The organism is Micromonospora sp. NPDC049107, assembly GCF_040648595.1.
Taxonomy (GTDB): domain Bacteria; phylum Actinomycetota; class Actinomycetes; order Mycobacteriales; family Micromonosporaceae; genus Micromonospora.
This window is the reverse complement of the sequence record NZ_JBEZEC010000015.1, coordinates 75,853-96,628: the sequence shown is the minus strand read 5'-3', so window position 1 is coordinate 96,628 and position 20,776 is coordinate 75,853. Positions and strand designations below refer to the sequence as shown.

Below are 20,776 nucleotides of genomic sequence, written 5' to 3'. Positions count from 1 at the left end.
CGTCGCCAGTCGGCGCGCGACCTGGGCGTTCTCTAGTACCACCCCACGCAGAAGGGCGGGTGCCGACCGGCACCCGCCCTTCCCTTACGTCCTCAGGCGACCGGCGCGAAGCCGGGCAGCCAGCGTTCCAGGATGCTCCGGTACGGGGCCTTGGCCTCCAACTGGCAGAGCACCCCGATCGACCCGAGCGTCACCCGGTGAATGAGCAGGTACGACGGTGGCAGGTTGAGCTTCCGGCTCAACTGGTACGTGGGGGATCGGGGGCTGGCCAGCCGGGCCGCCTCGGCGCGTAGCCAGGCCCGGGTGAACCGGAACCCGTCGGCGGCGATGGGCTCCAGCATCGGGCGGAGGAAGTCGAGGACCCCCTCGGCGTCGATCTCGTCGGTGGCCCCGATGAACCCCTCGTCCCGCAGCCCCGCCACCACGCCGTCCGCGTCCCCGCGCAACGCCCGACCGGCGATGAAGCCGATCGGCTCCGGTGTGCCCTCCGGCATTCGGGCCACCGCGCCGAAGTCGATCACCCCGAGCCGTCCGTCGGGCAGGAGCCGGAAGTTGCCGGGGTGCGGGTCGGCGTGCAGCAGACCAGCCCGCTGGGGTGCGGACAGGTGCAGCGTGGCCATCAGTCGGCCGGCCTCGTCCCGCTGCTCCTCGCTGCCGTCCCGGATGATGTCGGCGAGCGGTGTGCCCGTCACCCACTCGGTGACCAGCACCCGGGGCGACGCGGAGACGACGCCCGGGATGTAGATCTCCTCGTCGTCGGCGTACGCGGCGGCGAAGGCCCGCTGCGACTCGGCCTCCAGTTCGTAGTCCAACTCCTCGGTGATCCGCTCGCGCAGCTCGACGAGGAGCGGCTTGACGTCGAGGCCGGGCTGAATCGCCCGGAACATTCCGCCGAGGCGGGAGAGCTGCTTGAGGTCGCCGAGCAGCGCGTCGCCGGCACCCGGATACTGGATCTTGACCGCCACGTCGCGGCTGTTCGGCTCGCCGGACGGGCCGTACCCCGGCTCCCGCCACCGTGCCCGGTGCACCTGCCCGATGCTCGCCGCGGCGGCCGGGGTGTCGTTGAACTCGACGAACCGGTCGCGCCAGTCCGGACCGAGCTGCTCGGCCAGCACCTTGTGCACGCTCGCGGCGGGCAACGGCGGCGCGGCCTCCTGAAGCTTGGTCAGCGCCTGTCGGTAGGGGGCGGCGATCTCCTCCGGCAGGGCCGCCTCGAAGACCGACAACGCCTGGCCGAACTTCATCGCCCCGCCCTTGAGCTGCCCCAACACGCTGAACAACTGCTCGGCGGTGCGCTGCTGGATCTCCGCCGAGATGACGTCGGAGGCGAGCCCGGTGACGCGCTTACCCATGCCGAGGACGGTCCGACCGGCGAAGCCGAGCGGCAGAGCGGCGAGCTTGGCGGTCCGGGACACGGCCCGGCGCGGGATGTCGGTCACTTCGCCATTGTTACCGACCGGAGGGGTCCGATGCTGCCGTGCGGCCGGGCTGGTGCGTACGCCCGGCGCCGCGAACACTCGCACGCCGGGTGCGGCGGCCAGCCCCGCCGCCGGAACCGGCCCGCGCCGGAAATCTCCACGGCGCCCCCCAGCGTCTCGGGCTGCCCGCCGTCGAGGTGGGCCAGGGCCTCCGCCACCGCGTATCCGATCGCCGCGAACAGTGTGCCGGTCGCGCCGGCGGTCACCGGCCGCGCCGCGGCCAGTTGAGCGGCGAGCCCTGGCCAGGCCGGGTCGCGGTCGGCCCGGTGCAGCTCGACGCAGCGCAGACACGGCCCGGCGGGCGGACGGACCAGCGGCCCGATCACCGGTACGCCCTCGCGGACGGTCACCATGAGGTGCGGCTGGCGGCGCTGGGCGAGACCGGCGGCGAGCAGCGCGGGCGGACGGTCCGCGCCGAACTGGATCACCAGATCCGTCCGGGCGGCCCGGACCGGGTGGGTGCCGGTGCCCGGCGCGACACGGTCGACCGCCGCCCGGATCGCCGGGGCCAGTGGCCGGCCCAACTCGGCAGCGGGAATGCCCGTCCCGATCAGGTCGATCGGTCGTACCGGGCCGCTGAGGTGCGGGATCACCTGGCCGACGCCGGCCTGGGCCAGCGCCAGCGCCAGCGGTCCGCCGAGGGCCCCGCCGCCGGTGAGCAGCACCCGGGCCGCCCGCCGACGGCGCAGGACCTGCGCCGGGGTGCCGGGTAACCGGGCTGCCGCCAGCGCCAACGCTCCGGCCTCGGCGGCGAGCCGGGCCCGGACCGGCCCGGCCAGGTCGCGGGGGAGCAGGGTGTGCGCCGGCACCAGCAGGCCCGCCGCGCGCAGGGCGTCCAGCAGCGTACGAGCGTCGTCGGCGGCGACCTGGGCGGCGCCGGCCTCGGTCAGTACGTCCCGCTCGCTGCGGGTGCCGTCCAGCAGATCGAGCAGGTGAGCGGTGCGCGGATTGGTCAGCTCCACCAGTACGGCGAGCCCGGGGCCAAGGCCGATCTGCAGGGTGTGCCGATCCCGCCAGAGCCGGCTCAGGCCGGGCAGCAGGGTGGGGCGAGGCAGCGGCGTACGACTCATGGTGACGAATCGTGACCGCATCCGTGCGCTCGGTCGATCGTTGTCCACAGGCGTCCAAGGCCGTATCCAGCCTTGTCCACAGGATCTGCGGGGTTATCCACAGGCCACTGCGCGTGCTGTCGGCCACCCGACAGAGTCACCTACGGGCGGAACGGCAACGGGGGCGGGACGGCCACTCCGCCGTCCCGCCCCCGCAGATCCGTACGGGTCAGACCTTCGCCTTGCCGAGAATCCGGTTCACTGTTGTGCCGCATACCGGACACTTGCCCTTGGCCATGTTCATGCCGGTCTTCGAGACCTCCACGTGCCCCTCGAAGTCCCGCTTCTCCTTGCACTTCACGCAGTAACCGTTGTAGGTCTGGGCCTGGTCGGCCACGGTGCCCTCCTCGTCTCGTCCGCCGGTCAATACGGTTCCGGCGGAATGCCCGGCGGCGGACCTCACGGGGCGCCGGCGCTGGGGCTTACTCCACGGCCACCTTCGTGACCGCTGGTTCGCGGACCCTACCCAGGTCTGGGCAGTTCCATGTCAGCTGTGCATCGTCACTGTGAGCAAGTCGACGTCGAGAGTGTGCATGGCGAATTAGGTCGGATAAGTCAGTTTGGCGGGGACACGCCGACCAAACCCTCACAGCCACCCCTGCGGGTGCCCCCGCGGCAGCGTCGAGCGCGGTGATCACTTACGGTGGAGGGGCGGACCGCGCGATGCCGCCGCCGGCGTACACGGTGGGTGACGAGACGGCGTGATGGCACCTCGGCGGTGGTCCGGTCAAGAAATTTTCGGGACGCCGGGCGACCAATCACCATTTTTTGGGCGCGTGTCGCGCGGTTGACTCTTGCGGACCCCTGGTCAGTACGCATTAGCTTTCCCTCGTGACACGTAGCCGAGGCTGCGCGGCCCAGTGATGGCGGGGACGCGTAAGCCGGTCGTCGAGGTACGGCGCAGCCAGCGTCGGCGACGCACGGTGTCTGCGTACCGTGACGGTGAGCGGGTGGTCGTCCTCATCCCGGACCAGTTCTCCCGGGCCGAGGAGAGCGAGTGGGTCGACCGCATGTTGGCACGGCTCGCCGCCCGCGAGGGTCGACTGGCCCGCTCCGACGACGAACTCGTCGCCCGGGCCAACCGGCTGATCGACCTCTACCTGGGCGGTTACGGCGAGAAGGCCGTGCCGGCCAGCGTCCGATGGGTCACCAACCAGAACGGCCGCTGGGGCTCCTGCACCCCCGCCGACCGCAGCATTCGCATCTCGCATCGCGTCCAGGACATGCCCGACTGGGTGATCGACTACGTGCTGCTGCACGAGTTGACCCACCTCATCGTGCCCAGCCACAACGCCCGTTTCTGGGGGCTCGTCGGCCGGTACCCCAAGTCGGAGCGTGCGCGCGGCTACCTGGAGGGCGTCGCCGCCGCATCCTGCGCCCCCGTCCCCACCTGACCCGCCCCTGGGCTCAGCCCAGCCGGTGACCTTGCCCGGCCTGACGCGCCTAGGGCCCTGCCCGGCCTGCGTGCCTGCCCGGCTTGCGTGCCTGCCCGGCTTGCGTGCCTGTCCGGTTTGCGTGCCTGCCCGGCTTGCGTGCCTGCCCGGCTTGATCGACTCCGGTTCGCCGATGTTGGGGTGTCCTGGCGTCGGGATGCCCCGACTTCACCGGTGTGGAGTCGATCACCGGGCCCATCGGCCGTCTAGGCCCGTCTGGGCCGGCGCGGTGCGGCGGGCCGAGTCGTTGGGCTCGGCGAGGCGGGCTCGGCGCGCGTTGGGCTCGGCGGGGTGGGCGTCGGTGGGGTGAGTGAGGCGGTGGGTCGGGGCGTTAGGGTCGGGTCATGGCGCGGCGGGTGGTGGTGGTCATGTTCGGGCCGGTGCGGTGGTCGCCGCCGGGGATCGACCTGGCGGAGTGGCGGGCGGCGCTCGCCGAGGATGTCATCGACCTGGTCGCGACCCTTAACGAGGTGGACGTGGCCGTCGCCGTGACCCCGGCAGACCGTCCGCTGGCGGACGCGCTGGTCTGGCCCGGCACTGCGGTCCACGAGGTACCCGAGCCGACGCCGAACGCGGTGTTTGCCACGCTGGATGGCTACGACCAGGCGGCAGTGCTCGCGGGTGACGTGCCCGACCTGCCCGCGCTGACCGTCGGCAAGCTGTTGCGCCCGCTCACTACCCGGTCGGTCGCCGTCGCCCCGGCCGAGGGCGGCGGCCCGGGTCTGCTCGGAGTGGCCGTACGGCTGCCCGTGCCGCAGTGGTTGCCCCCGCTCGACTTTGACACCGCAATGCCGGCCGACGCCCGGGTCGGCGCCCCCCAGCCAGGGGACGTCGCCGTCACGGCCGGCTGGCGACGCCAGCGTGGCCCGGCCGACCTCGCCGCGCTGGACCCGGCCTTCGAAGGCTGGGAGGCCACCCGCTCGCTGCTGTCGGGCTCAAGCCGCCCCGCCTGATCGGCCCGCCTGATCGGCCCGCCTGATCGGCCCGCCGTCGCCGTGCCCGGTTGCCCCGCCTGGCCGCCGCGCCGTCGAGGCGTCGGCCGCCCCGCGCGGGGTTGTCGCGGGCGTGATCCAAGCGGGTTCCCGGAAAGCGCGGCGTCCAGGCCGCGCGGACAACCCGCTTTCCAGGAAGCCGAGTGGATCATCAAGCCGCGCCGGGCGCGTGTCGGACGCCCAAGCCGCGCCGGGCGCGTGTCGGGCGCCCGAGCCGCGCCGGGCGCGTGTCGGGCGCCCGAGCTGCGCCGGGCGTGTGCCGGACGCCCGACTCGCGGGCGCCCGGCCTGGCCGCGTCAGCTCTTGGTGCCGCCGTCCGTGCCGCTGTCGCTGTCGTCGTTGTCGCCCTCGTCGTCGGACTCGCCCGGCGCCTTCTCGTGCGCGCCGCCCGGGGCGGTGAAGTCGAAGCTGTCCAGCTCGCTCAGGTCCATGTCGTTCATCGCGAACGCCACCGGGTCGGCGAAGTCGTCGTCCGAGGGGAGCAGATCCGGGTGGCCCCAGACGGCGTCCCGGCCCTCGATGCCGCGGTGCTGGGTGAGCGCCGCCCACAGGGCCGCCGCCTCGCGCAGCCGGCGCGGGCGCAGCTCCAGGCCGACGAGCGCCGCGAAGGTCTGCTCGGCGGGGCCACCGGCGGCCCGGCGGCGGCGGAACGCCTCGCCCAGCCGTACGACGTTGGGCAGCCGGTCGCTGGCGGCGCTGTCCACCACGTGGCACACCCAGCCCTCCACCAGGGCCAACGCGGTCTCCAGGCGGGCCAGCGAGGCCTTTTGCGCCGGAGTGTCCTCGGGGGTGAAGATGCCTTCCAGGGCGATCGCCTGCATCGACTCCGGGTCGGTCGGGTCGACCCGGCCCATCGCCTCCTCGATCGCCTCACGGTTGACCCGAATGCCAGCGGCGTACATCTCCACGGCGCTGAACACGTGTCCGCGCAGCCACGGAACGTGCTGGAACAGCCGCTGGTGGGCGGCCTCGCGCAGCGCCACGTAGAGGCGTACCTCGTCCTCGGGAAGTTCCAGGCCCTCGCCGTACGCGCGGATGTTGGCCGGAATCAGCGCGGCCGTGCCGGCCGGGCCGAGCGGCAGCCCGATGTCACCGGCGGAGAGCACCTCCGCGGCGAGCGAGCCGAGGGCCTGCCCGAGCTGGCCGCCGAAGAGCGCGCCGCCGAGGGTGGCCACCATCGACTGCATCGGGCCGAGCTGGGCGCGCGCCTCCGGCGGCACCAGGTCACCCATCGCGCCGACCATCCGGCTGGCCACCGGGTCGCAGAGCTTGCGCCACACGTCGAGCGTCTTGAAGATCCACTCGTTGCGGTTCCAGGCGACCGGGGACTGGATGCCGGACGGCCACGACGTGGCCGGCTCCAACCACAGGTCGGCCAGGCGCAACGCCTCCTCGACGGCGTTGCGCTCGTACGGTGACACGGCCGGATCACCGGCGGCGGCGAGCTGGCTGGCCGCTACCTGCCGGGCCAGGTCCCAGTTGACCGGCCCGCTGCCCGGCGCCGAGAGCAGGTGCTGCAACTGCGACATGAACTGCTGCATCTGCGCGGGATCGTTGGGGTCTGGTGGTTGCCCACCCGGGAGCGCGAAACCGAACGGAATATCAGGCACGACCTCTACGGTACGCGCGCCGCGCCCCAGGTAGTCGCCGCTGGCGTTGCGCTGAGGGCGAAGTCGTGTGACGCATCCGTCGGACCGGCCGGTGGCGATCGGTACGCTCTGGCGCATGAGACGTCGTGGCCTGACGGTCCTGCTCGGTGCCCTGTTCACCGCCCTGCTGAGTATCGGGGTGCTCCGGGTGCCGATTCCGTACGTGGTGCTCGGCCCGGGCCCGACGGTCAACACGCTCGGGACGACCGACGGTAAGGAGGTCATCCAGGTCACCGGCCGGGAGACCTCCACGTCGGCGGGCCAGCTGCGGCTGACGACGGTGGGGGTGCAGCCGACGGTTCGGCTCCGCTCGGCGATCGCCGGCTGGTTCTCCGACGACGAGGCGGTGGTGCCGCGCGAACTGGTCTACCCGCCGGGGGAGTCGACCGAGCAGGTCGAGCAGCGCAACGCCGAGGACTTCAAGGTGTCGCAGACCAGCGCCGAGACCGCCGCGCTGCGGGAACTGGGCTTCCCGGTGCAGGTGGTGATCAAGACGGTCGCGGCGGACGGCCCGTCCGCCGGGACGCTCAAGGTCGGCGACGTGGTCACCTCGGTCGACGGTCAGCCGGTGCCGGTGGCTGCCAAGGTCACCGAGTTGATCCGGGCCAAGCCGGCGGGTACGGCGTTGACCATCGGTTACACGCGCGACGGCACGCCGGCCACCGCGACGGTGACCAGCCGGGAGCAGGACGGTCGACCGCGCATCGGCGTCGAGATCGACCAGCAGCAGCCGCACCCGTTCACGCTCGGCATCGACCTGGAGGACATCGGCGGGCCGAGCGCCGGTCTGATGTTCGCCCTGGGCATCGTGGACAAGCTGACCCCGGCCGACCTCACCGGCGGAAAGGTCATCGCGGGCACCGGCACCATCGACGACGAGGGCACCGTCGGTCCGATCGGCGGAATCGCCCAGAAGCTGGTCGGCGCGAAGCGGGCCGGGGCCAAGGTCTTCCTGGTGCCGGCCGACAACTGTGCCGAGGCGGTCCGTAACCCGCAGCCCGACCTGCCGTTGCTGAAGGTGGGTTCGCTGGACGAGGCGCTGACCGCGTTGGAGACGCTGCGCGCCGGTGGTCAGCCGACCCGCTGCTGACCCGTGTGACCGTGCCCCGACACGCTCAGGAACAACCCGTACTCTGGGTGCCTGATCGGAGCCGATCACATCGAGCGTGCGGAGCCAACAGTGGTAATGCGTAGCAGCAGCCCTCTGCCGAGGATGAGCCGGCGCGGCCGGGTCACCATCGCCGTCCTGGTCGGGGTGTTCGTGCTCTTCACCCTGCTCGGTTGGGGTGTCCAGGCCTGGACCGACTGGCTCTGGTTCGACGAGGTGCGCTACACCGAGGTCTTCACCGGTGTGCTCGTCACCCGACTGCTGCTCTTCGCAGTCATCGGCCTCGGCATGGCGGTGGTCATCGGCGGCAACCTGTGGCTGGCGTACCGGCTGCGGCCGCGACTGCGACCGCACTCGGCGGAGCAGGCCACGCTGGAGCGCTACCGGATGGCGCTCAGCCCGCGTCTCGGCACCTGGATCGCGTTGATCGCCGCCGTGATCGGCCTCTTCGCCGGGCTGTCCGCCCAGAGTCGGTGGGACCAGTGGCTGCTGTTCCGCAACGGCGGTGACTTCGGTGCCGTCGATCCGGAGTTCGGGGTGGACATCGGCTTCTACGTCTTCCAGCTCCCGTTCTGGCGCTACCTGCTCGGGGTCGGCTTCACCGCCGTGGTGCTGGCGCTGATCGGCGCGCTGGCGGTGCACTACCTCTTCGGCGGGGTCCGCCTCCAGGGCGTCGGGGACCGGATGAGCAACGCAGCGCGCGCGCACCTGAGCAGTCTCGTCGCGGTTTTCGTCCTGCTCAAGGCCCTCGCGTACGTGCTGGACCGGCGGGCGATGCTGCTCGAGTACAACGAGGGCGCCAAGCTGTACGGCGCCGGCTACGCGGACGTCAACGCGCTGCTGACGGCGAAGGAGATCCTGGCGTACATCTCGGTCGTCGTGGCCATCGCGATCGTCGTGTTCTCCAACGCCTGGATGCGGAACCTGGTGTGGCCGGGCATCTCGCTCGCCCTGCTGGGCGTCTCCGCGGTGGCGATCGGCGGCATCTACCCCTGGGCGGTGCAGACCTTCGAGGTGAAGCCGAGTGCCAAGGACAAGGAGGCGCCGTACATCCAGCGCAGCATCGACGCGACGCGGGCGGCGTTCGGGTTGGGCAACACCGAGACCACCCCGTACGCGGCGAGCAACCTCACCCCACCGGCGAACCTGGCCACCGACACGTCCGTCGTGTCCAACGTGCGCCTGCTCGACCCGCAGTTGGTCAGCGAGACGTACACCCAGCTCCAGCAGGTCCGGGGCTTCTACGACTTCGGCCCCAAGCTGGACATCGACCGGTACGGGGTGAACGGCAAGACGTCCGACTACGTCGTCGGTGTTCGCGAGATCAACTACGGCGAGTTGACCGACCAGCAGAACACCTGGATCAACCGGCACACCGTCTACACCCACGGGTACGGCCTGGTGGCCGCCCCGGCGAACCAGGTGGTGTGCGGCGGGCAGCCGTTCTTCGTCTCCGGCTTCCTCGGCGAGCGGACCCAGGAGGCGTGCTCCTCGCAGACCGAGCAGATCCCCGCCAAGCAGCCGCGCATCTACTACGGCGAGCGGATGGCCGCCGACGACTACGCGATCGTCGGGCAGTCCGACCCGAACAAGAAGGCCGAGTTCGACAGGCCCGTCGGTGAGGGCGGCGGCGAGTCCTACACCTACACCGGCGAGGGCGGCGTCAAGCTCGATTCCTTCTCGCGACGGCTCCTCTACGCCATCAAGGAGCAGGAGTCGAACTTCCTGCTCTCCGAGGCGGTCAACAAGGACTCCAAGCTGCTGTACGTGCGCAACCCGCGGGACCGGGTCGAGAAGGTCGCGCCCTTCCTCACGCTGGACGGTGACCCGTACCCGGCGGTGGTCGACGGTCGGGTGCAGTGGATCGTCGACGGCTACACGACGGCCGCCACCTTCCCGTACGCCGAGCGCGTCAACCTCCAGGTCGAGACGACCGACGAGCTGACCAACCGGGGCACCTTCCAACTGGCCCGGGAGAACGTCAACTACATGCGCAACTCGGTGAAGGCCACCGTCGACGCGTACGACGGCACCGTGACGCTCTACGAGTACGACGACACCGACCCGGTGCTCAAGGCGTGGAACAAGGCGTTCGGCGGTGACCTGATCAAGCCGAAGGCGGACATCCCGGTCGAGTTGAACGAGCACTTCCGCTACCCGGCGGACATGTTCAAGGTGCAGCGGAACCTGCTCACCAAGTTCCACGTGACCAACCCGGGTGACTTCTACTCCGCGCAGGACTTCTGGCAGGTGCCGAACGTGCCGGACGCGCCGGACAGCGGGCAGAAGCAGCCGCCGTACTACCTGTTCACCCAGTTCCCCGGGCAGGAGAGCCCTCGGTTCCAGCTCACCTCGGCGGTCACCCCGAACGGCCGGCAGAACCTGGCCGCGCTGATCTCCGGGTCGTACGTCGACGGCAAGCCCCGGCTGGAGGTGCTGGAGCTGCCGGACCAGACCCGGATCTCCGGGCCGGTGCAGGTGCACCAGCAGATGACCAACAACGCGAACATCCGTCAGCAGCTCAACCTGCTCTCCAGCAACCAGGCGCAGGTGCAGTACGGCAACCTGCTGTCACTGCCCTTCGCCGACGGGATGCTCTACGTCGAGCCGGTCTACGTGAAGAGCAACCAGCAGGACGCGTACCCGCTGTTGCAGAAGGTGCTGCTCTCCTACGGTGACGGCGGCTCGTTCGTGGCGCTCGCCGACAACATCAACGACGGCATCAAGCAGTTGGTCGATCAGGGTAAGAAGGCCGGGCAGGGCACCTCGCCGCCGCCCACCACGGGTGGCAACCCGACCAGCCCGTCGCCGGGCGCGACGCCGAGCGCGACCCCGAGCGCGACCCCGACGCCGGGCGGCACCGCCCCGCCGGCCGGCGATCTGGCCGTCGCCGCGGACCGGGTGCAGTCCGCCATCACGGAGGTTCGCGCCGCGCAGACCTCCGGGGACTTCGAACGGTACGGCCGCGCGCTGAAGGCGCTGGACGAGGCGTTGACCGCGTTCCAGCAGGCGCAGCAGGCGAGCGGCGGCGCGCCCCCGCCGTCCGGCACCCCGAGCGCCACGCCGGGCGGCTGACCAGCCGCTCGTCAGGCACACCGGAGCCCTCGACGTCGGACCCCCGGGTCCGGACGTCGGGGGCTCCGTCGCATCCGTACGGTATGCCGGCCTGTCGCCTCTCCGACACGCTTTGTCCAGCCGAGCCGCAACCCCGGCCGGCCCCCTGCCGTCCTTGATGCATCGGGGGCGGACAAGGGGGCAGTCGTGAGGGACGCACAGAGCTTCGACGATTTCTACCGGGGCACCGTCCGGCGGATGATCCGGTACGGCTACGCGGTGACCGGTGACCACACCGAGGCGCAGGACGTCGTGCAGGAGGCGTTCGCGCGGGCCTGGCGGCAGTGGGGGCGGCTCGCCGAGCACCCGGCGCCCGAGGCATGGCTGCGACTGGTGGTCTCCCGGTTGGCGAACGACCGTTGGCGGCACCTGCACCGTCGGCGGGTCCTGCTGAGCCGCAGCGGTCCGCCGCCGACCGCGCCCCCACCGGGTGAGGACGGGGTGCTGCTCGTGAGCGCGCTCCGTCAACTGCCGGCCGCGCAGCGACAGGCGCTGGCTCTGCACTACCTCTTCGACATGTCGGTCGAGGAGATCGCCCGGGAGGCCGACGTGCCGGTCGGCACCGTCAAGTCCTGGTTGTCCCGCGGCCGGTGCCGGCTGGCCGTACTGCTGCCCGACGTCCACATCGACGAACTGGAGGCGAACGATGTCCGCTGAACTCTCCGACCTGTACCGATCGCTCACCGTCGCCGTGGACGACGTGACGGTGGCACCTCCCGAGGTGGTCCGGCGGCACGCCGACCGGCGGGCCCTGGTCCGAGCGGCGGGTAGCGCGCTGGCGGTGGCGGTGCTGCTCGGTGGGGTCGCCGTCGGCGGACGCCTGGCGTTCCCCGTGGACGGGTCCGTGCCGCTGCCGCCACCGGCTGACACGCCGGCCCCGCCGTCGGTCGCGGGCAGTTCCACGCCCACCCCGTCGGCGTCCGCGCCGCCCACGCCGCAATCGTCGTCCCCGACGCCGTCGCACACCACCGCAGGGGGTACGCGGTCGGGCGCGCCCACCGGCCAGGCCACCGCCCACGCGCCCACCTCGATCCCGGACCGGGCCTTCTTCGTCCTGGCGGCCGCCAACCGGACCGGTCTGGAGTCGACCGCCGCGGGGCCGGTCCTGCCGACGCTGTGCGGCGCCCGGTACGCCAGCGAGTCGGCGGTGGTGCAGCGCCGTGCCCGGTCGATCGCCTACAAGCGGCCGGAGACCCCGGCCGGGAATGTGCCGGACGGCAGTTACCGGCACAGCATCACCATCTACCGTCCGGGCCGCGCCGACGACGCGCTGCGGGAGCTGCGGCAGGCCGTGCGCGCCTGCCCCGAGCAGAAGATGCCCGACGACACCAGGGTCTGGCGGCAGCGAATCCTGGACCCGGGGGCGTACGGCGACGAGTCGGTGCTGTTCGAGCTGCGGGCCCCGTACCCGGCGGGCATGGGCGACCCGGGCGCGTACGAGGTGCGGCTGGTCCGGGCGGTCCGGGTCGACGACGTGGTGACGGTGCTCTGGGAGCAGGGCTGGGAGTACACCGCCGCCGAGCGCGCGCAGGTGGACGCCGACAGTCGGCGTGCGGTGGCGGCGATCGAGAACTGGCTGGGCTGACGGCGGTATCGGAGTCGCTTTGCGGTGCCCCGGGTCGGTGCGCTACGGTTAGCGAGCCGACGCGGGGTGGAGCAGCTCGGTAGCTCGCTGGGCTCATAACCCAGAGGTCGCAGGTTCAAATCCTGTCCCCGCTACGAGAGAAAGCCCGTCTCCGATCTTCCGGAGGCGGGCTTTCGTCATTGGCGCGTCCGCTCGCGCGGTTGCCCGGTGGGGCGACCCCCCGCTGATCATCGCCGGGACGAGTGGGTTAAGCTTTAACAGCCGACGCGGGGTGGAGCAGCTCGGTAGCTCGCTGGGCTCATAACCCAGAGGTCGCAGGTTCAAATCCTGTCCCCGCTACCACGAGGTACGACAAGAACCCGGTTCCCGCACAGGGACCGGGTTCTGTCGTTCCGGTCGACGTCGCCGCCGTCGCGGGCGGGGGCCGGCGCGAACCGGCCCCCGCGCACATGTCACCGCAGGCCGAAGGCCCGCATGACGGTCTGGGTGACGCCACCGCCGTTACGCTGCTTGGCGGTGACCCGGATCGACACGTACCCGGCCCGGCCCGGCGCGTTCAGGGCCGCCGTCCAGGTGCCCCCGCGCTCCTTGAGGCTCTGCCGTTGCCAGGTGCGTCCGTCGTCGTACGACACCTCGAGGCCGAGCGAGGAGACGCCGTCCTTCGCGGCCGTGCTGCCCACCACCACCGGGGTGATGGTGAGGTCGTTCCGGCGCGGCGCGCGGCCCGCCAGGTCCACGTCCGTGCCGTAGTCCAACTGGACCAGCGGCATCGCCTGCACGTCCGTGCCAGCGACAGCGGCGGAGAAGAAGGTCCAGTCGGTACGCGTGCTCGACGAGTACGGGCTGAACTCCGGCTTGGTCTCCGTCTCGACGACCAGCCGGTACGGTGACCGCTGCGCCGGCAGTTCACCGGCGAACAGCTCCGGCCAGTTCTCGAACTGCACCAGTTGCCGGTCGCCCTGGTAGAACGAGATTCGTTGCAGCATCGCGGCCCCGCCGCTGTGCGCGGATCCCCCGTCGCCGAACCCCTGGATGTAGGCGCTGATCCCGAACTCGCCCCGGAACGGGATGTCGTACGTCAGCAGGCGTGGCCGCGTGATGGGCCCGAACCAACGGTCCTTCTGGACGCTGCCCGGCCGGTAGGCGATCTCATCCGTGTACGACCGCCCCCAGTTGAGGACGTCGGCGAACTGCTTCCACCGGACGCCGTCGCCGGCGGAGACCCAGTCGGTACGTGGTCCCGGGGCCACCGGCTGGAAGCGGAACCCGCGAGCGGCCGCCCACTCGTACGGCGGGAAGTCCGTCCGGGTCTCGGCGGCCTGCTGGCCGGGTGGTGGGGCGAACACCAGGTCGATCCGGGCGAGGTGCTTCGGGTCGGTCCTGGGCGACGGGTCGACGGGTACGCCGCCACGGTGGTAGTCGACCAGGTCGTACAGGTACCGCGACGAGGGGTGGGCGGTGACGGTGAGGCGTACCCCCTTGCGGCCGGCGGCGGTGATCTTGCCGATCAGGCTCTCGCCGTCGCCCGCGATCAGTGACGCGACCGGGAGCGGCCCGTTCGTCGTACCGTCGGATTCTCCATACCACTCGCTGGCGCGGCCCTCGCCGTCGTTGACGACCAGGAGCAGCGCCGCGCCGGCGGCGGTCGCCGCCTTGACCCGGTCCGACGGGGACACGGCGTCGTCGCGTCGGACGACGACCGCCTTGCCGCGGGCCGAGACCCCGGCGTAGTCCGCCGTCGCGCCGGTGCCGGCGAAGACGGCGTCCAGGCGCGTGGTGCCGTCGGTCAGCGGGCGGGCGCCCGGCTGTGCGAGTGGGTCACCGGTACGACGGCCGTCGTGACTGATCTCCAGTGGCGTCTGCTCCGCCCGGATCCGGGTGGTGAAGACGAAGCTGCCCTCCCGCACCGTGCCCCTGGTGGGGAGCGCCCACAGACTGTCGTAGGTGGCGCCGGGCCAGAACGTCTCGCGCAGGGCGCTCGCGTCGCTGGGCGTCGGCTCGCGCGAGGTGAACGAGCGGTAGACGTCGATGCGGCTGTTGGTGACGGCGGTCGGCTGCGCTGTCGCCACCTTCACCTGACGGGCCGCCGAGGCGTCGAGTACGACGACCCGGTTGGTCGTCAGCTCGACCTCGGGCACGGTCAGCATCGCGAGGCCGAGGGAGCCGTCGCCGTGCAGGCCCTCGACGTCGACCGCGCCGACCACGGTGTAGGAGCCGGGGGCCCATCGGCTGACGAGTCTTCCATCCCGTACCCACATGAAGGTGGAGACGCCGTCGGCGCTGACGATCTCGACCTCACCGCTCATCGGCCGGCCGCCGCGGTCCCTCAGGTGGATCGTGAGGTCGTACTTCCTGGACTCCACCGCGATCCCGACGGCCGTGTGCACGGCACCGGCCGCGTGGCGGGCGATGATCCGGGCGGAGTACCGGCCGGGGGTCAGCGCCTTCGGGTCCACCACGACGTCGACTGTCGAGGTGCCCCCCGCCGGTACCGTCACCTGGCTGGCACCGACCGCGAACGTCGTGGCGGGGGCGTCGGCGCCCTCGACAGCGAGCGCCAAGGTGATGGCGCTGCCCGTGGTGTTGGTGTAGGTGATCTTCCGAGTGATCGGCTTCGGCTGCGCGCCGGGCGACCACGGGACGAGTCCGGCGTCGACCGATCCGGTGGCGATGATCTGGTCCTGGTGGTAGGCGGCGGCCACGTTCACCCGACCACTACCGGCCCGGTAGGCGCTGTAGTCGGGCGTGGGCACGCTGGTGCCCATGAGGGCGTCCTTGATCTGGCTGGCGCTCCAGGTGGGGTGCTTCTGCGCCAGCAGGGCGGCGGCTCCGGCGACGTGCGGCGCCGCCATCGAGGTGCCGCTGTCCAGACGGTAGAACCCCTCGCCCCACTCGATGTGCTGCGAGCGCGCCGCCAGCACGTCGACGCCGGGGGCGGTCAGGTCGGGCTTGAGGCCGTCGTCGATCATCCGGGGCCCGGCGCTGGAGAAGTCGGCCAGGTGGTCGGTGGCGTCCACCGCGCCGATGGTGAGCGCGGCGTCCGCGGTCCCGGGCGCGCCCAGGGTGTACGGGTCGGGACCGCTGTTGCCGGCCGAGACGACGAAGAGCGCGCCGGTCTCGGCGGTCAGTTGGTTGACGGACTGGCTCAGTGGATCGTCCTGGCTGTGCCAGGCGCTGACGCCCAGGCTCATGTTGATCACCTTGGCGTGTTCGGTCCGTGCCGCCCACTCCATGCCGGCGATGATTCCGGAGATCGAGCCGCTTCCGAAGTCGTCGAGGACCTTGCCGATCACCAGGTCGGCGTCGGGGGCGACACCCCGCTCCCGACCGTCCGACGCGGCGCCCGTCCCGGCGACCGTGGAGGCCGTGTGGGTGCCGTGCCCGTTGCGGTCGATGACGTCCTGGCCGGGGATGAAGCTTCGGGACGCCACGATCCGGTTCACCAGGTCCGGGTGGGTCGTGTCCACTCCGGTGTCCAGCACGGCCACCCGTACGCCGCTGCCCGTCCCGCCGGCGGCCCAGGCCGCCGGCGCGCCGATCTGAGCGGTGGTGTCGGCGAGGGCGGCCTTCGCCCTGCCATCGAGCCACACCTTGTCGATGCCGGCCGTGAAGGAGGGCGTCGCGGTGTCGGCGGCGCGGGCCGTCGACGCCGTCCCGCCGGGCTGGCGGCCGCCGGTGAGGGCCGACCAGAATTCGGCGGCCCGTGGGCGGTGGGCGCGGATCGCCTGGCCACGGACCGACGGCAGGTCCAGCGTGGTCTCCGCGCCCGGCAGGTCGGTGCGGCTCCGCAGCGCCGCCGAGCCCGCGGTGCGGGTGACGACCAGGGGGAGCGCGTCGGCCCGCGCGTCGTCGAAGCCCTGGGCGACGAGCTGGGTGACGTCGAAGAGTTGCTTGTCGAGGCGACCGGTGGCCAGGTACGGCAACGCCTCGTCCGGATACACGTAGGTGTCGCGGCCCTCGGTGGCGATGCGTACGGCGCCGGTGGCGCCCGGGGCGCGGACGACGTCCACGGTGGGCGTCGTGCCGTTGCGCCCGGGGGTCACCGTGACCCGGTCGCCGGTGACGAGCGTGACCGTCACGGGTGCGGCCGCGGCGTCAGCCGCCCGGCCCGGCGGCGCCGTCGGGGGTGGGGACGCCGGAGCGCCGTGGGCCGTCGTTGGGGTGACGAGAGCGGTGACGAGGGTGACGCCCACCGCTGCTGCCGCAGATCTTCGGGTGAGAGAGAGCCGCACAGTGCCTCCTGAGATGACCAGTTGCCGAATCCGATCATCTGGATGGATCGATGTAAAGATCATCTCTTTTACCGTGTGGTTGCGGGCGCATTGCGCGGCCCGCCGTGCCCGGTCCCGTGAATTTGGCGTCTACCGCCGTGCCGAGGTTGCGCCCTTCGGCGAGGATGGGCGCATGTCTTCCTTCGGCAAGTGGTGGGGCCGGCTCAGCGCGGTCCTCGGTGCGGTGGTCCTGGCGGTCTTCGTGCCGGTCGCGGCCTGGGCGTCCACGGGGGCCGGCGAGGTGGTGGTGGAGGCCGCGCGGCGGCGCTCCCGTGGTGGCGGCTTCGGCTTCCTCGGTCTGCTCTGCTGCCTCGTGGTGGTCGCGATCATCGTGTTCCTGGTGCTGCGCCTCACGCGTAACCGTCGCGGCGGCCCGCCGCGCTGATCCGTCGCGCTCGTGGGCTGAGCCCGACCCGTCGCGCTGACGACCCGGGCTCAGCCCGCCAGGGCGCCGATGGCCTGGGACAGGAAGCGGGCGGTGGCCTCTCGGGTACCGTCCCGTCGGACCCGGACCCGCTCGGCGGCGGTGACCAGCAGGGTGCGTACCTTGGCGTGGCCCTTCGGTGGCGGTGACGGCGCCGGCCCGAGCTGATCGGCCAGGCTGTCCCCGAGAGCGGCGGCGCGCTGCTGGGCCGGGTCGGTGATGCTGCCCTGGGTGTACCGGCGAACGGCGAGACTGGGGTTGAGGCCCCGCTCGTGGCCGAGGACCGTGCCGGCCTCGCCGTTGGTGGTCAAAAAGTTGATCACGTCGGCCACGGTGTCCGGGTGGCGGGTGCCCCGGAAGCCGGCCCAGTACATCGACGCGCGTGCCCACTGGGCGCCCGGCGGCCCCGGGAAGCCCACCACGCCCAGCTCGGAGTCGGTGAGTCGTTGCAGCTCCGGCAGTTGGTGGGACCAGGCGAAGGACGCGGCCGTCAACCCGGTGACCACCGGCTGCCGGGACGGCTCCCCGCTGTCGGCCTGCTCGACGAGGGCCGCGCCCGGCGTCGCCCGGCCGGCGCGGGCCCGCTGCCACAGCTCGAACCAGGCGATCAGCTCGTCGGCGCCGAAGCCCAGCTCCCGACCCCGGTAGAATTCGCCGCCCTGGGACCGGAGCCAGAGCCAGAGGGCGCGGTAGTCGCCGGACGCGTCCATCGTGCCGGCCACCTGGTCGTCGCTGGCCTCGGTGACCAGCTGCGCCCAGGCGATGTAGTCCGCCCAGGACATTCCGCCACGCGGTTCGGGCACCTGTAGCTCGCGCAGCAGGTCCCGGTTGAAGACCACGGCGGCGAGTGTCTGCCCGGCCGCGACCCCCGTCGTCCGCCCGTCCACCGTGCCGTACCGGACCAGACCCTCCGGCAGGCCACGCAGGTCCAGTCGGTGATCGGCGATCGGCTGGCTCAGGTCGAGCGTGATCTGGCGTTGGGTGTACTCGGCCAGCATCGAGTCGTCGAGCTGGATCAGGTCCGGGACGTTCCCGCCGGCCGCCTGGGTGGCGAGCCGCTCGTAGTAGCCGTCGACGCCCTGCCAGGTCACCCGGAAGGTGACCCCCGGGTTGCGCTCGGAGTACAGCCGGAGGACCTTCTCCGTCAGCTCGGCCCGCTTCGCCCCGCCCCACCAGAAGACCGACAGCTCGACCGGGCCGTTCCCGGTCGAGGTGTCGGCGCCGTCGCTGCACCCGGCCAGGCCGCCGGTGGCCAGCAGGGGAGCGCCGAACAGCGCGGTGAGCACCCGGCGTCGGCCCGGGTCGGCGGCAAACCGGTTGATCGGGGGACGAACAGCGGACACGGGGTCTCCTGGCACCGACGGACGGGGGTCGGACCATTCACGCAGGCGGCGCAGGAGGGTGTCAACGTCCGTCCGGTCACCCCGGTCGGCCCGTGGGCCCAGGGGTGGCCGGACGGACCCGGCGGCGTCACGTGGTGTACTAGGGCACGTGGAACTTCTGCACTCGGGCAAGGTCCGGGACGTGTACGCCGACGGCGACGACCTGATCCTGGTCGCGTCGGATCGCATCTCGATCTACGACGTGCCGTTGCCGACACCGATCCCGGACAAGGGTCGACTGCTCACCGCGCTCTCGTTGTGGTGGTTCGAACAGCTCGCCGACCTGGTGCCGAACCACGTCATCTCGGCCACCGACGTGCCGGCCGAGTTCGCCGGCCGGGCGATCCGCTGCCAGCGGCTCGACATGGTCCCCGTCGAGTGTGTCGCCCGCGGCTACCTGACCGGCGGCGGCCTGCGCGAGTACGAGCGCACCGGAACGGTCTCCGGCGTACCGCTGCCCCGAGGGCTCGGCGAGGCGTCGATCCTGCCCGAGCCGATCTTCACCCCGTCGAGCAAGGCGCCGGCCGGCGAGCACGACGAGCCGATCACGTACGACGACGTGGTGGCCAAGGTGGGCCAGGAGACCGCCGAGCGGCTGCGGCAGATCACCCTCGACATCTACCGGCGCGGGGCCGAACTGGCCGCCGACCGGGGCATCCTGATCGCCGACACCAAGATTGAACTGGGTTGGGCGTCGGACGGCACCCTGGTGCTCGCCGACGAACTGCTGACCTCTGACTCGTCGCGGTTCTGGCCCGCCGAGTCGTACCAGCCGGGCCGTGTGCAGTTCTCCTACGACAAGCAGTACGTGCGGGACTGGGCCACCGGTAGCGGCTGGAACAAGCTGCCGCCCGCGCCGGACGTACCCGCCGAGGTCGTCGAGGCGACCCGGGCCCGCTACGTCGAGGTGTACGAGAAGCTCACCGGCAACCGCTGGGAGTGACCGCGCCGGCCTGGGACCCTCAGTGGTTCCAGGCGTCGTTCCCGAACAACCTCGACCACAGGTTGTCGACCACGCCCGAGGTGCCGTAGACGGTGTCTCCGTCGCCGTCCGTGCCGGCCGGCGCGACCTGGGTGCCGCCTCCGTACACCAGGTAGCCGGGGCCGGTCGGGGAACCGACCGCGTGTCGGGCGCCGCTGTGGATGCCGTACCCCACGAAGTCGCGCTCCCACTTGGACAGGAACCCGGCGGCGACATTGTCGAGCCCGTCGACGGTGGCCTGGACCAGATCCTTGAGCACCCCGACGTCGCCGCTGCCCAGGTGGGTGCCGACGTCGAACGAGGCGGCACCCGCGATGGCCGCCGCCCCGCCGGTGGCGATCGCCTCGGCCATCGTCTCGATCCCCTTGAGGAAGCTGAGCGCCGAGGCGGCGAACGAGTTCGCCGTCGCCAGGGCGGACGCCGCAGCCGGTGCGCCGACGACGGTTGCCCCGGCCGCCGCGATGAAGGCGGCGAAGACCGCCAGGATGGTGGACACCACCGCGTACGCCACGACGAGGCAGAGTAGGGCGGCTCCGACGCAGAGCATGGTGACGCCCACGGTGACCGTGAGGACCTGGGTGCCGACGATCTGCGTTCCGTACGCGTTGATGTGCACCCCGAACGCTTCGCGGTCCTTGCCGCTCCACTGGGCCGCGGTCAGGGTCGCGAGGGCGTCGTCGAGGTTGCCGTGGGCGGTGCCGAGTTGGTCGTACATGGCCAACCAGTCGCCGCCCTTGCGCATGATCGTCTCGGGGTCGCACTGGTTGAAGTAGACGATCTGGGCGATCGGCCAGGCGGCGGGGATGACCGCGGCGGCCAGGCTGATCTCCGTCATCGCGAGTTTCGCGGCGGCTGCGGGGTAGGTGGGGTCTGCCATGTCGGTCTCCGGCGTCCTCAGCGGGGAGCGATGGTGCTGGCGGTCTCGGCGGCCTCCCAGTTGTCCGCCGTACGGCCCAGCCGGGACCGGACCTCAGCGAGGTGCTCGCGCTTGGTGCGCAACTGCTCCTCGACGAACTCGATCGCGCCGACGTAGGCGACCGCGAGCTGCGGCACCACCGAGGTGAAGTTGCTGTGTTCGATGGCGCGGGCGGACTCCAGCAGTTCGGCGCAGGCGTCGAGGGGCGGCCCGACCTGACGCTCGATCGTGTCGCCGAGCGCGCGGATCGCCGGCGGGTCAACCTCGATCATCGACTCTCCCCGTGTACGTGATCGATGTTCATGGTGCCGGAGCGCGGACAGCCTAACAGGA

At 71.8% G+C, this 20,776-nt stretch carries 16 protein-coding genes and 2 tRNA genes; 10 read left to right on the top strand and 8 right to left on the bottom strand.

What is annotated here, in order from left to right; all coding sequences use genetic code 11:
* Nucleotides 1–92 precede the first annotated feature (92 nt).
* The 3 genes from AB0B55_RS30055 to AB0B55_RS30045 all read right to left on the bottom strand — a co-directional run bounded on the left by AB0B55_RS30055 (nt 93) and on the right by AB0B55_RS30045 (nt 2,924).
* The gene (locus tag AB0B55_RS30055; protein WP_357125961.1) at nt 93–1,439 is read right to left on the bottom strand and encodes an AarF/ABC1/UbiB kinase family protein; all 1,347 of its coding nucleotides are present in this window, start codon (nt 1,437–1,439) and stop codon (nt 93–95) included.
* A complete protein-coding gene (locus AB0B55_RS30050; protein ID WP_357125958.1) occupies nt 1,436–2,548 on the bottom strand; it encodes a hypothetical protein in 1,113 nt (370 codons plus the stop codon). The genes AB0B55_RS30055 and AB0B55_RS30050 overlap by 4 nt, the downstream gene beginning before the upstream one ends.
* 208 nt (nt 2,549–2,756) lie before the next feature.
* Complete coding sequence (locus tag AB0B55_RS30045) at nt 2,757–2,924, bottom strand: DUF5679 domain-containing protein (RefSeq protein WP_007464795.1); 168 nt, start codon at nt 2,922–2,924, stop codon at nt 2,757–2,759.
* A 526-nt stretch (nt 2,925–3,450) separates the two neighbouring features.
* Here AB0B55_RS30045 and AB0B55_RS30040 point away from each other — a divergent pair.
* Together AB0B55_RS30040 and AB0B55_RS30035 are read left to right on the top strand one after the other, a co-directional pair.
* Nucleotides 3,451–3,981: a M48 family metallopeptidase gene (locus AB0B55_RS30040; RefSeq protein WP_357125955.1), complete on the top strand. Its 531-nt coding sequence runs from the start codon at nt 3,451–3,453 to the stop codon at nt 3,979–3,981.
* A gap of 383 nt (nt 3,982–4,364) precedes the next feature.
* Nucleotides 4,365–4,973: a hypothetical protein gene (locus AB0B55_RS30035; protein WP_357175353.1), complete on the top strand. Its 609-nt coding sequence runs from the start codon at nt 4,365–4,367 to the stop codon at nt 4,971–4,973.
* A gap of 335 nt (nt 4,974–5,308) precedes the next feature.
* On the opposite strand, the gene AB0B55_RS30030 is transcribed toward AB0B55_RS30035, so the two are convergent.
* Nucleotides 5,309–6,622, bottom strand: a complete 1,314-nt coding sequence (locus AB0B55_RS30030; RefSeq protein WP_357175350.1) for a zinc-dependent metalloprotease — start codon at nt 6,620–6,622, stop codon at nt 5,309–5,311.
* Nucleotides 6,623–6,737: 115 nt separating this feature from the next.
* On the opposite strand from AB0B55_RS30030, the gene AB0B55_RS30025 reads away from it, so the two are divergent.
* From AB0B55_RS30025 to AB0B55_RS30000, 6 genes are all read left to right on the top strand, one after another.
* Nucleotides 6,738–7,751 (top strand): PDZ domain-containing protein, encoded by a 1,014-nt coding sequence (locus tag AB0B55_RS30025; RefSeq protein WP_357125946.1) that lies wholly within the window; start codon nt 6,738–6,740, stop codon nt 7,749–7,751.
* A gap of 96 nt (nt 7,752–7,847) precedes the next feature.
* The gene (locus AB0B55_RS30020) at nt 7,848–10,844 is read left to right on the top strand and encodes a UPF0182 family protein (protein ID WP_357175347.1); all 2,997 of its coding nucleotides are present in this window, start codon (nt 7,848–7,850) and stop codon (nt 10,842–10,844) included.
* Nucleotides 10,845–11,030: 186 nt separating this feature from the next.
* On the top strand, nt 11,031–11,540 hold the full coding sequence (locus AB0B55_RS30015; protein WP_357125941.1) for a SigE family RNA polymerase sigma factor: 510 nt from the start codon (nt 11,031–11,033) through the stop codon (nt 11,538–11,540).
* A complete protein-coding gene (locus AB0B55_RS30010) occupies nt 11,530–12,468 on the top strand; it encodes a hypothetical protein (RefSeq protein WP_357175344.1) in 939 nt (312 codons plus the stop codon). The genes AB0B55_RS30015 and AB0B55_RS30010 overlap by 11 nt, the downstream gene beginning before the upstream one ends.
* A gap of 60 nt (nt 12,469–12,528) precedes the next feature.
* Nucleotides 12,529–12,602 (top strand) — tRNA-Met (locus tag AB0B55_RS30005).
* Between the two features lie 131 nt (nt 12,603–12,733).
* Nucleotides 12,734–12,810: transfer RNA gene (locus AB0B55_RS30000), tRNA-Met, on the top strand.
* A gap of 110 nt (nt 12,811–12,920) precedes the next feature.
* On the opposite strand, the gene AB0B55_RS29995 is transcribed toward AB0B55_RS30000, so the two are convergent.
* Complete coding sequence (locus AB0B55_RS29995) at nt 12,921–16,700, bottom strand: S8 family serine peptidase (protein ID WP_357175341.1); 3,780 nt, start codon at nt 16,698–16,700, stop codon at nt 12,921–12,923.
* A 172-nt stretch (nt 16,701–16,872) separates the two neighbouring features.
* On the opposite strand from AB0B55_RS29995, the gene AB0B55_RS29990 reads away from it, so the two are divergent.
* A complete protein-coding gene (locus AB0B55_RS29990; protein WP_357125931.1) occupies nt 16,873–17,124 on the top strand; it encodes a hypothetical protein in 252 nt (83 codons plus the stop codon).
* A 50-nt stretch (nt 17,125–17,174) separates the two neighbouring features.
* On the opposite strand, the gene AB0B55_RS29985 is transcribed toward AB0B55_RS29990, so the two are convergent.
* Complete coding sequence (locus tag AB0B55_RS29985) at nt 17,175–18,506, bottom strand: extracellular solute-binding protein (RefSeq protein ID WP_357125928.1); 1,332 nt, start codon at nt 18,504–18,506, stop codon at nt 17,175–17,177.
* A 148-nt stretch (nt 18,507–18,654) separates the two neighbouring features.
* On the opposite strand from AB0B55_RS29985, the gene AB0B55_RS29980 reads away from it, so the two are divergent.
* Nucleotides 18,655–19,488, top strand: coding sequence for a phosphoribosylaminoimidazolesuccinocarboxamide synthase (locus AB0B55_RS29980; protein ID WP_357175338.1), 834 nt, complete (start codon nt 18,655–18,657; stop codon nt 19,486–19,488).
* 19 nt (nt 19,489–19,507) lie between these two features.
* Here the strand turns inward: AB0B55_RS29980 and AB0B55_RS29975 are convergent, their stop codons facing one another.
* Entirely contained in the window at nt 19,508–20,404 is an 897-nt protein-coding gene (locus tag AB0B55_RS29975; protein ID WP_357125922.1) for a hypothetical protein, read from the bottom strand.
* 17 nt (nt 20,405–20,421) lie between these two features.
* Entirely contained in the window at nt 20,422–20,715 is a 294-nt protein-coding gene (locus AB0B55_RS29970; RefSeq protein WP_357125918.1) for a hypothetical protein, read from the bottom strand.
* Nucleotides 20,716–20,776: the final 61 nt, after the last annotated feature.

What these genes read in the sequence shown, in the direction of transcription:
- AB0B55_RS30050 (WP_357125958.1), bottom strand. Translation starts at nt 2,548, where the DNA reads ATGAGTCGTACGCCGCTGCCTCGCCCCACCCTGCTGCCCGGCCTGAGC.
- AB0B55_RS30040 (WP_357125955.1), top strand. Translation starts at nt 3,451, where the DNA reads ATGGCGGGGACGCGTAAGCCGGTCGTCGAGGTACGGCGCAGCCAGCGT.
- AB0B55_RS30035 (WP_357175353.1), top strand. Translation starts at nt 4,365, where the DNA reads ATGGCGCGGCGGGTGGTGGTGGTCATGTTCGGGCCGGTGCGGTGGTCG.
- AB0B55_RS30025 (WP_357125946.1), top strand. Translation starts at nt 6,738, where the DNA reads ATGAGACGTCGTGGCCTGACGGTCCTGCTCGGTGCCCTGTTCACCGCC.
- AB0B55_RS30020 (WP_357175347.1), top strand. Translation starts at nt 7,848, where the DNA reads ATGCGTAGCAGCAGCCCTCTGCCGAGGATGAGCCGGCGCGGCCGGGTC.
- AB0B55_RS30010 (WP_357175344.1), top strand. Translation starts at nt 11,530, where the DNA reads ATGTCCGCTGAACTCTCCGACCTGTACCGATCGCTCACCGTCGCCGTG.
- AB0B55_RS29990 (WP_357125931.1), top strand. Translation starts at nt 16,873, where the DNA reads ATGTCTTCCTTCGGCAAGTGGTGGGGCCGGCTCAGCGCGGTCCTCGGT.
- AB0B55_RS29975 (WP_357125922.1), bottom strand. Translation starts at nt 20,404, where the DNA reads ATGGCAGACCCCACCTACCCCGCAGCCGCCGCGAAACTCGCGATGACG.
- AB0B55_RS29970 (WP_357125918.1), bottom strand. Translation starts at nt 20,715, where the DNA reads ATGATCGAGGTTGACCCGCCGGCGATCCGCGCGCTCGGCGACACGATC.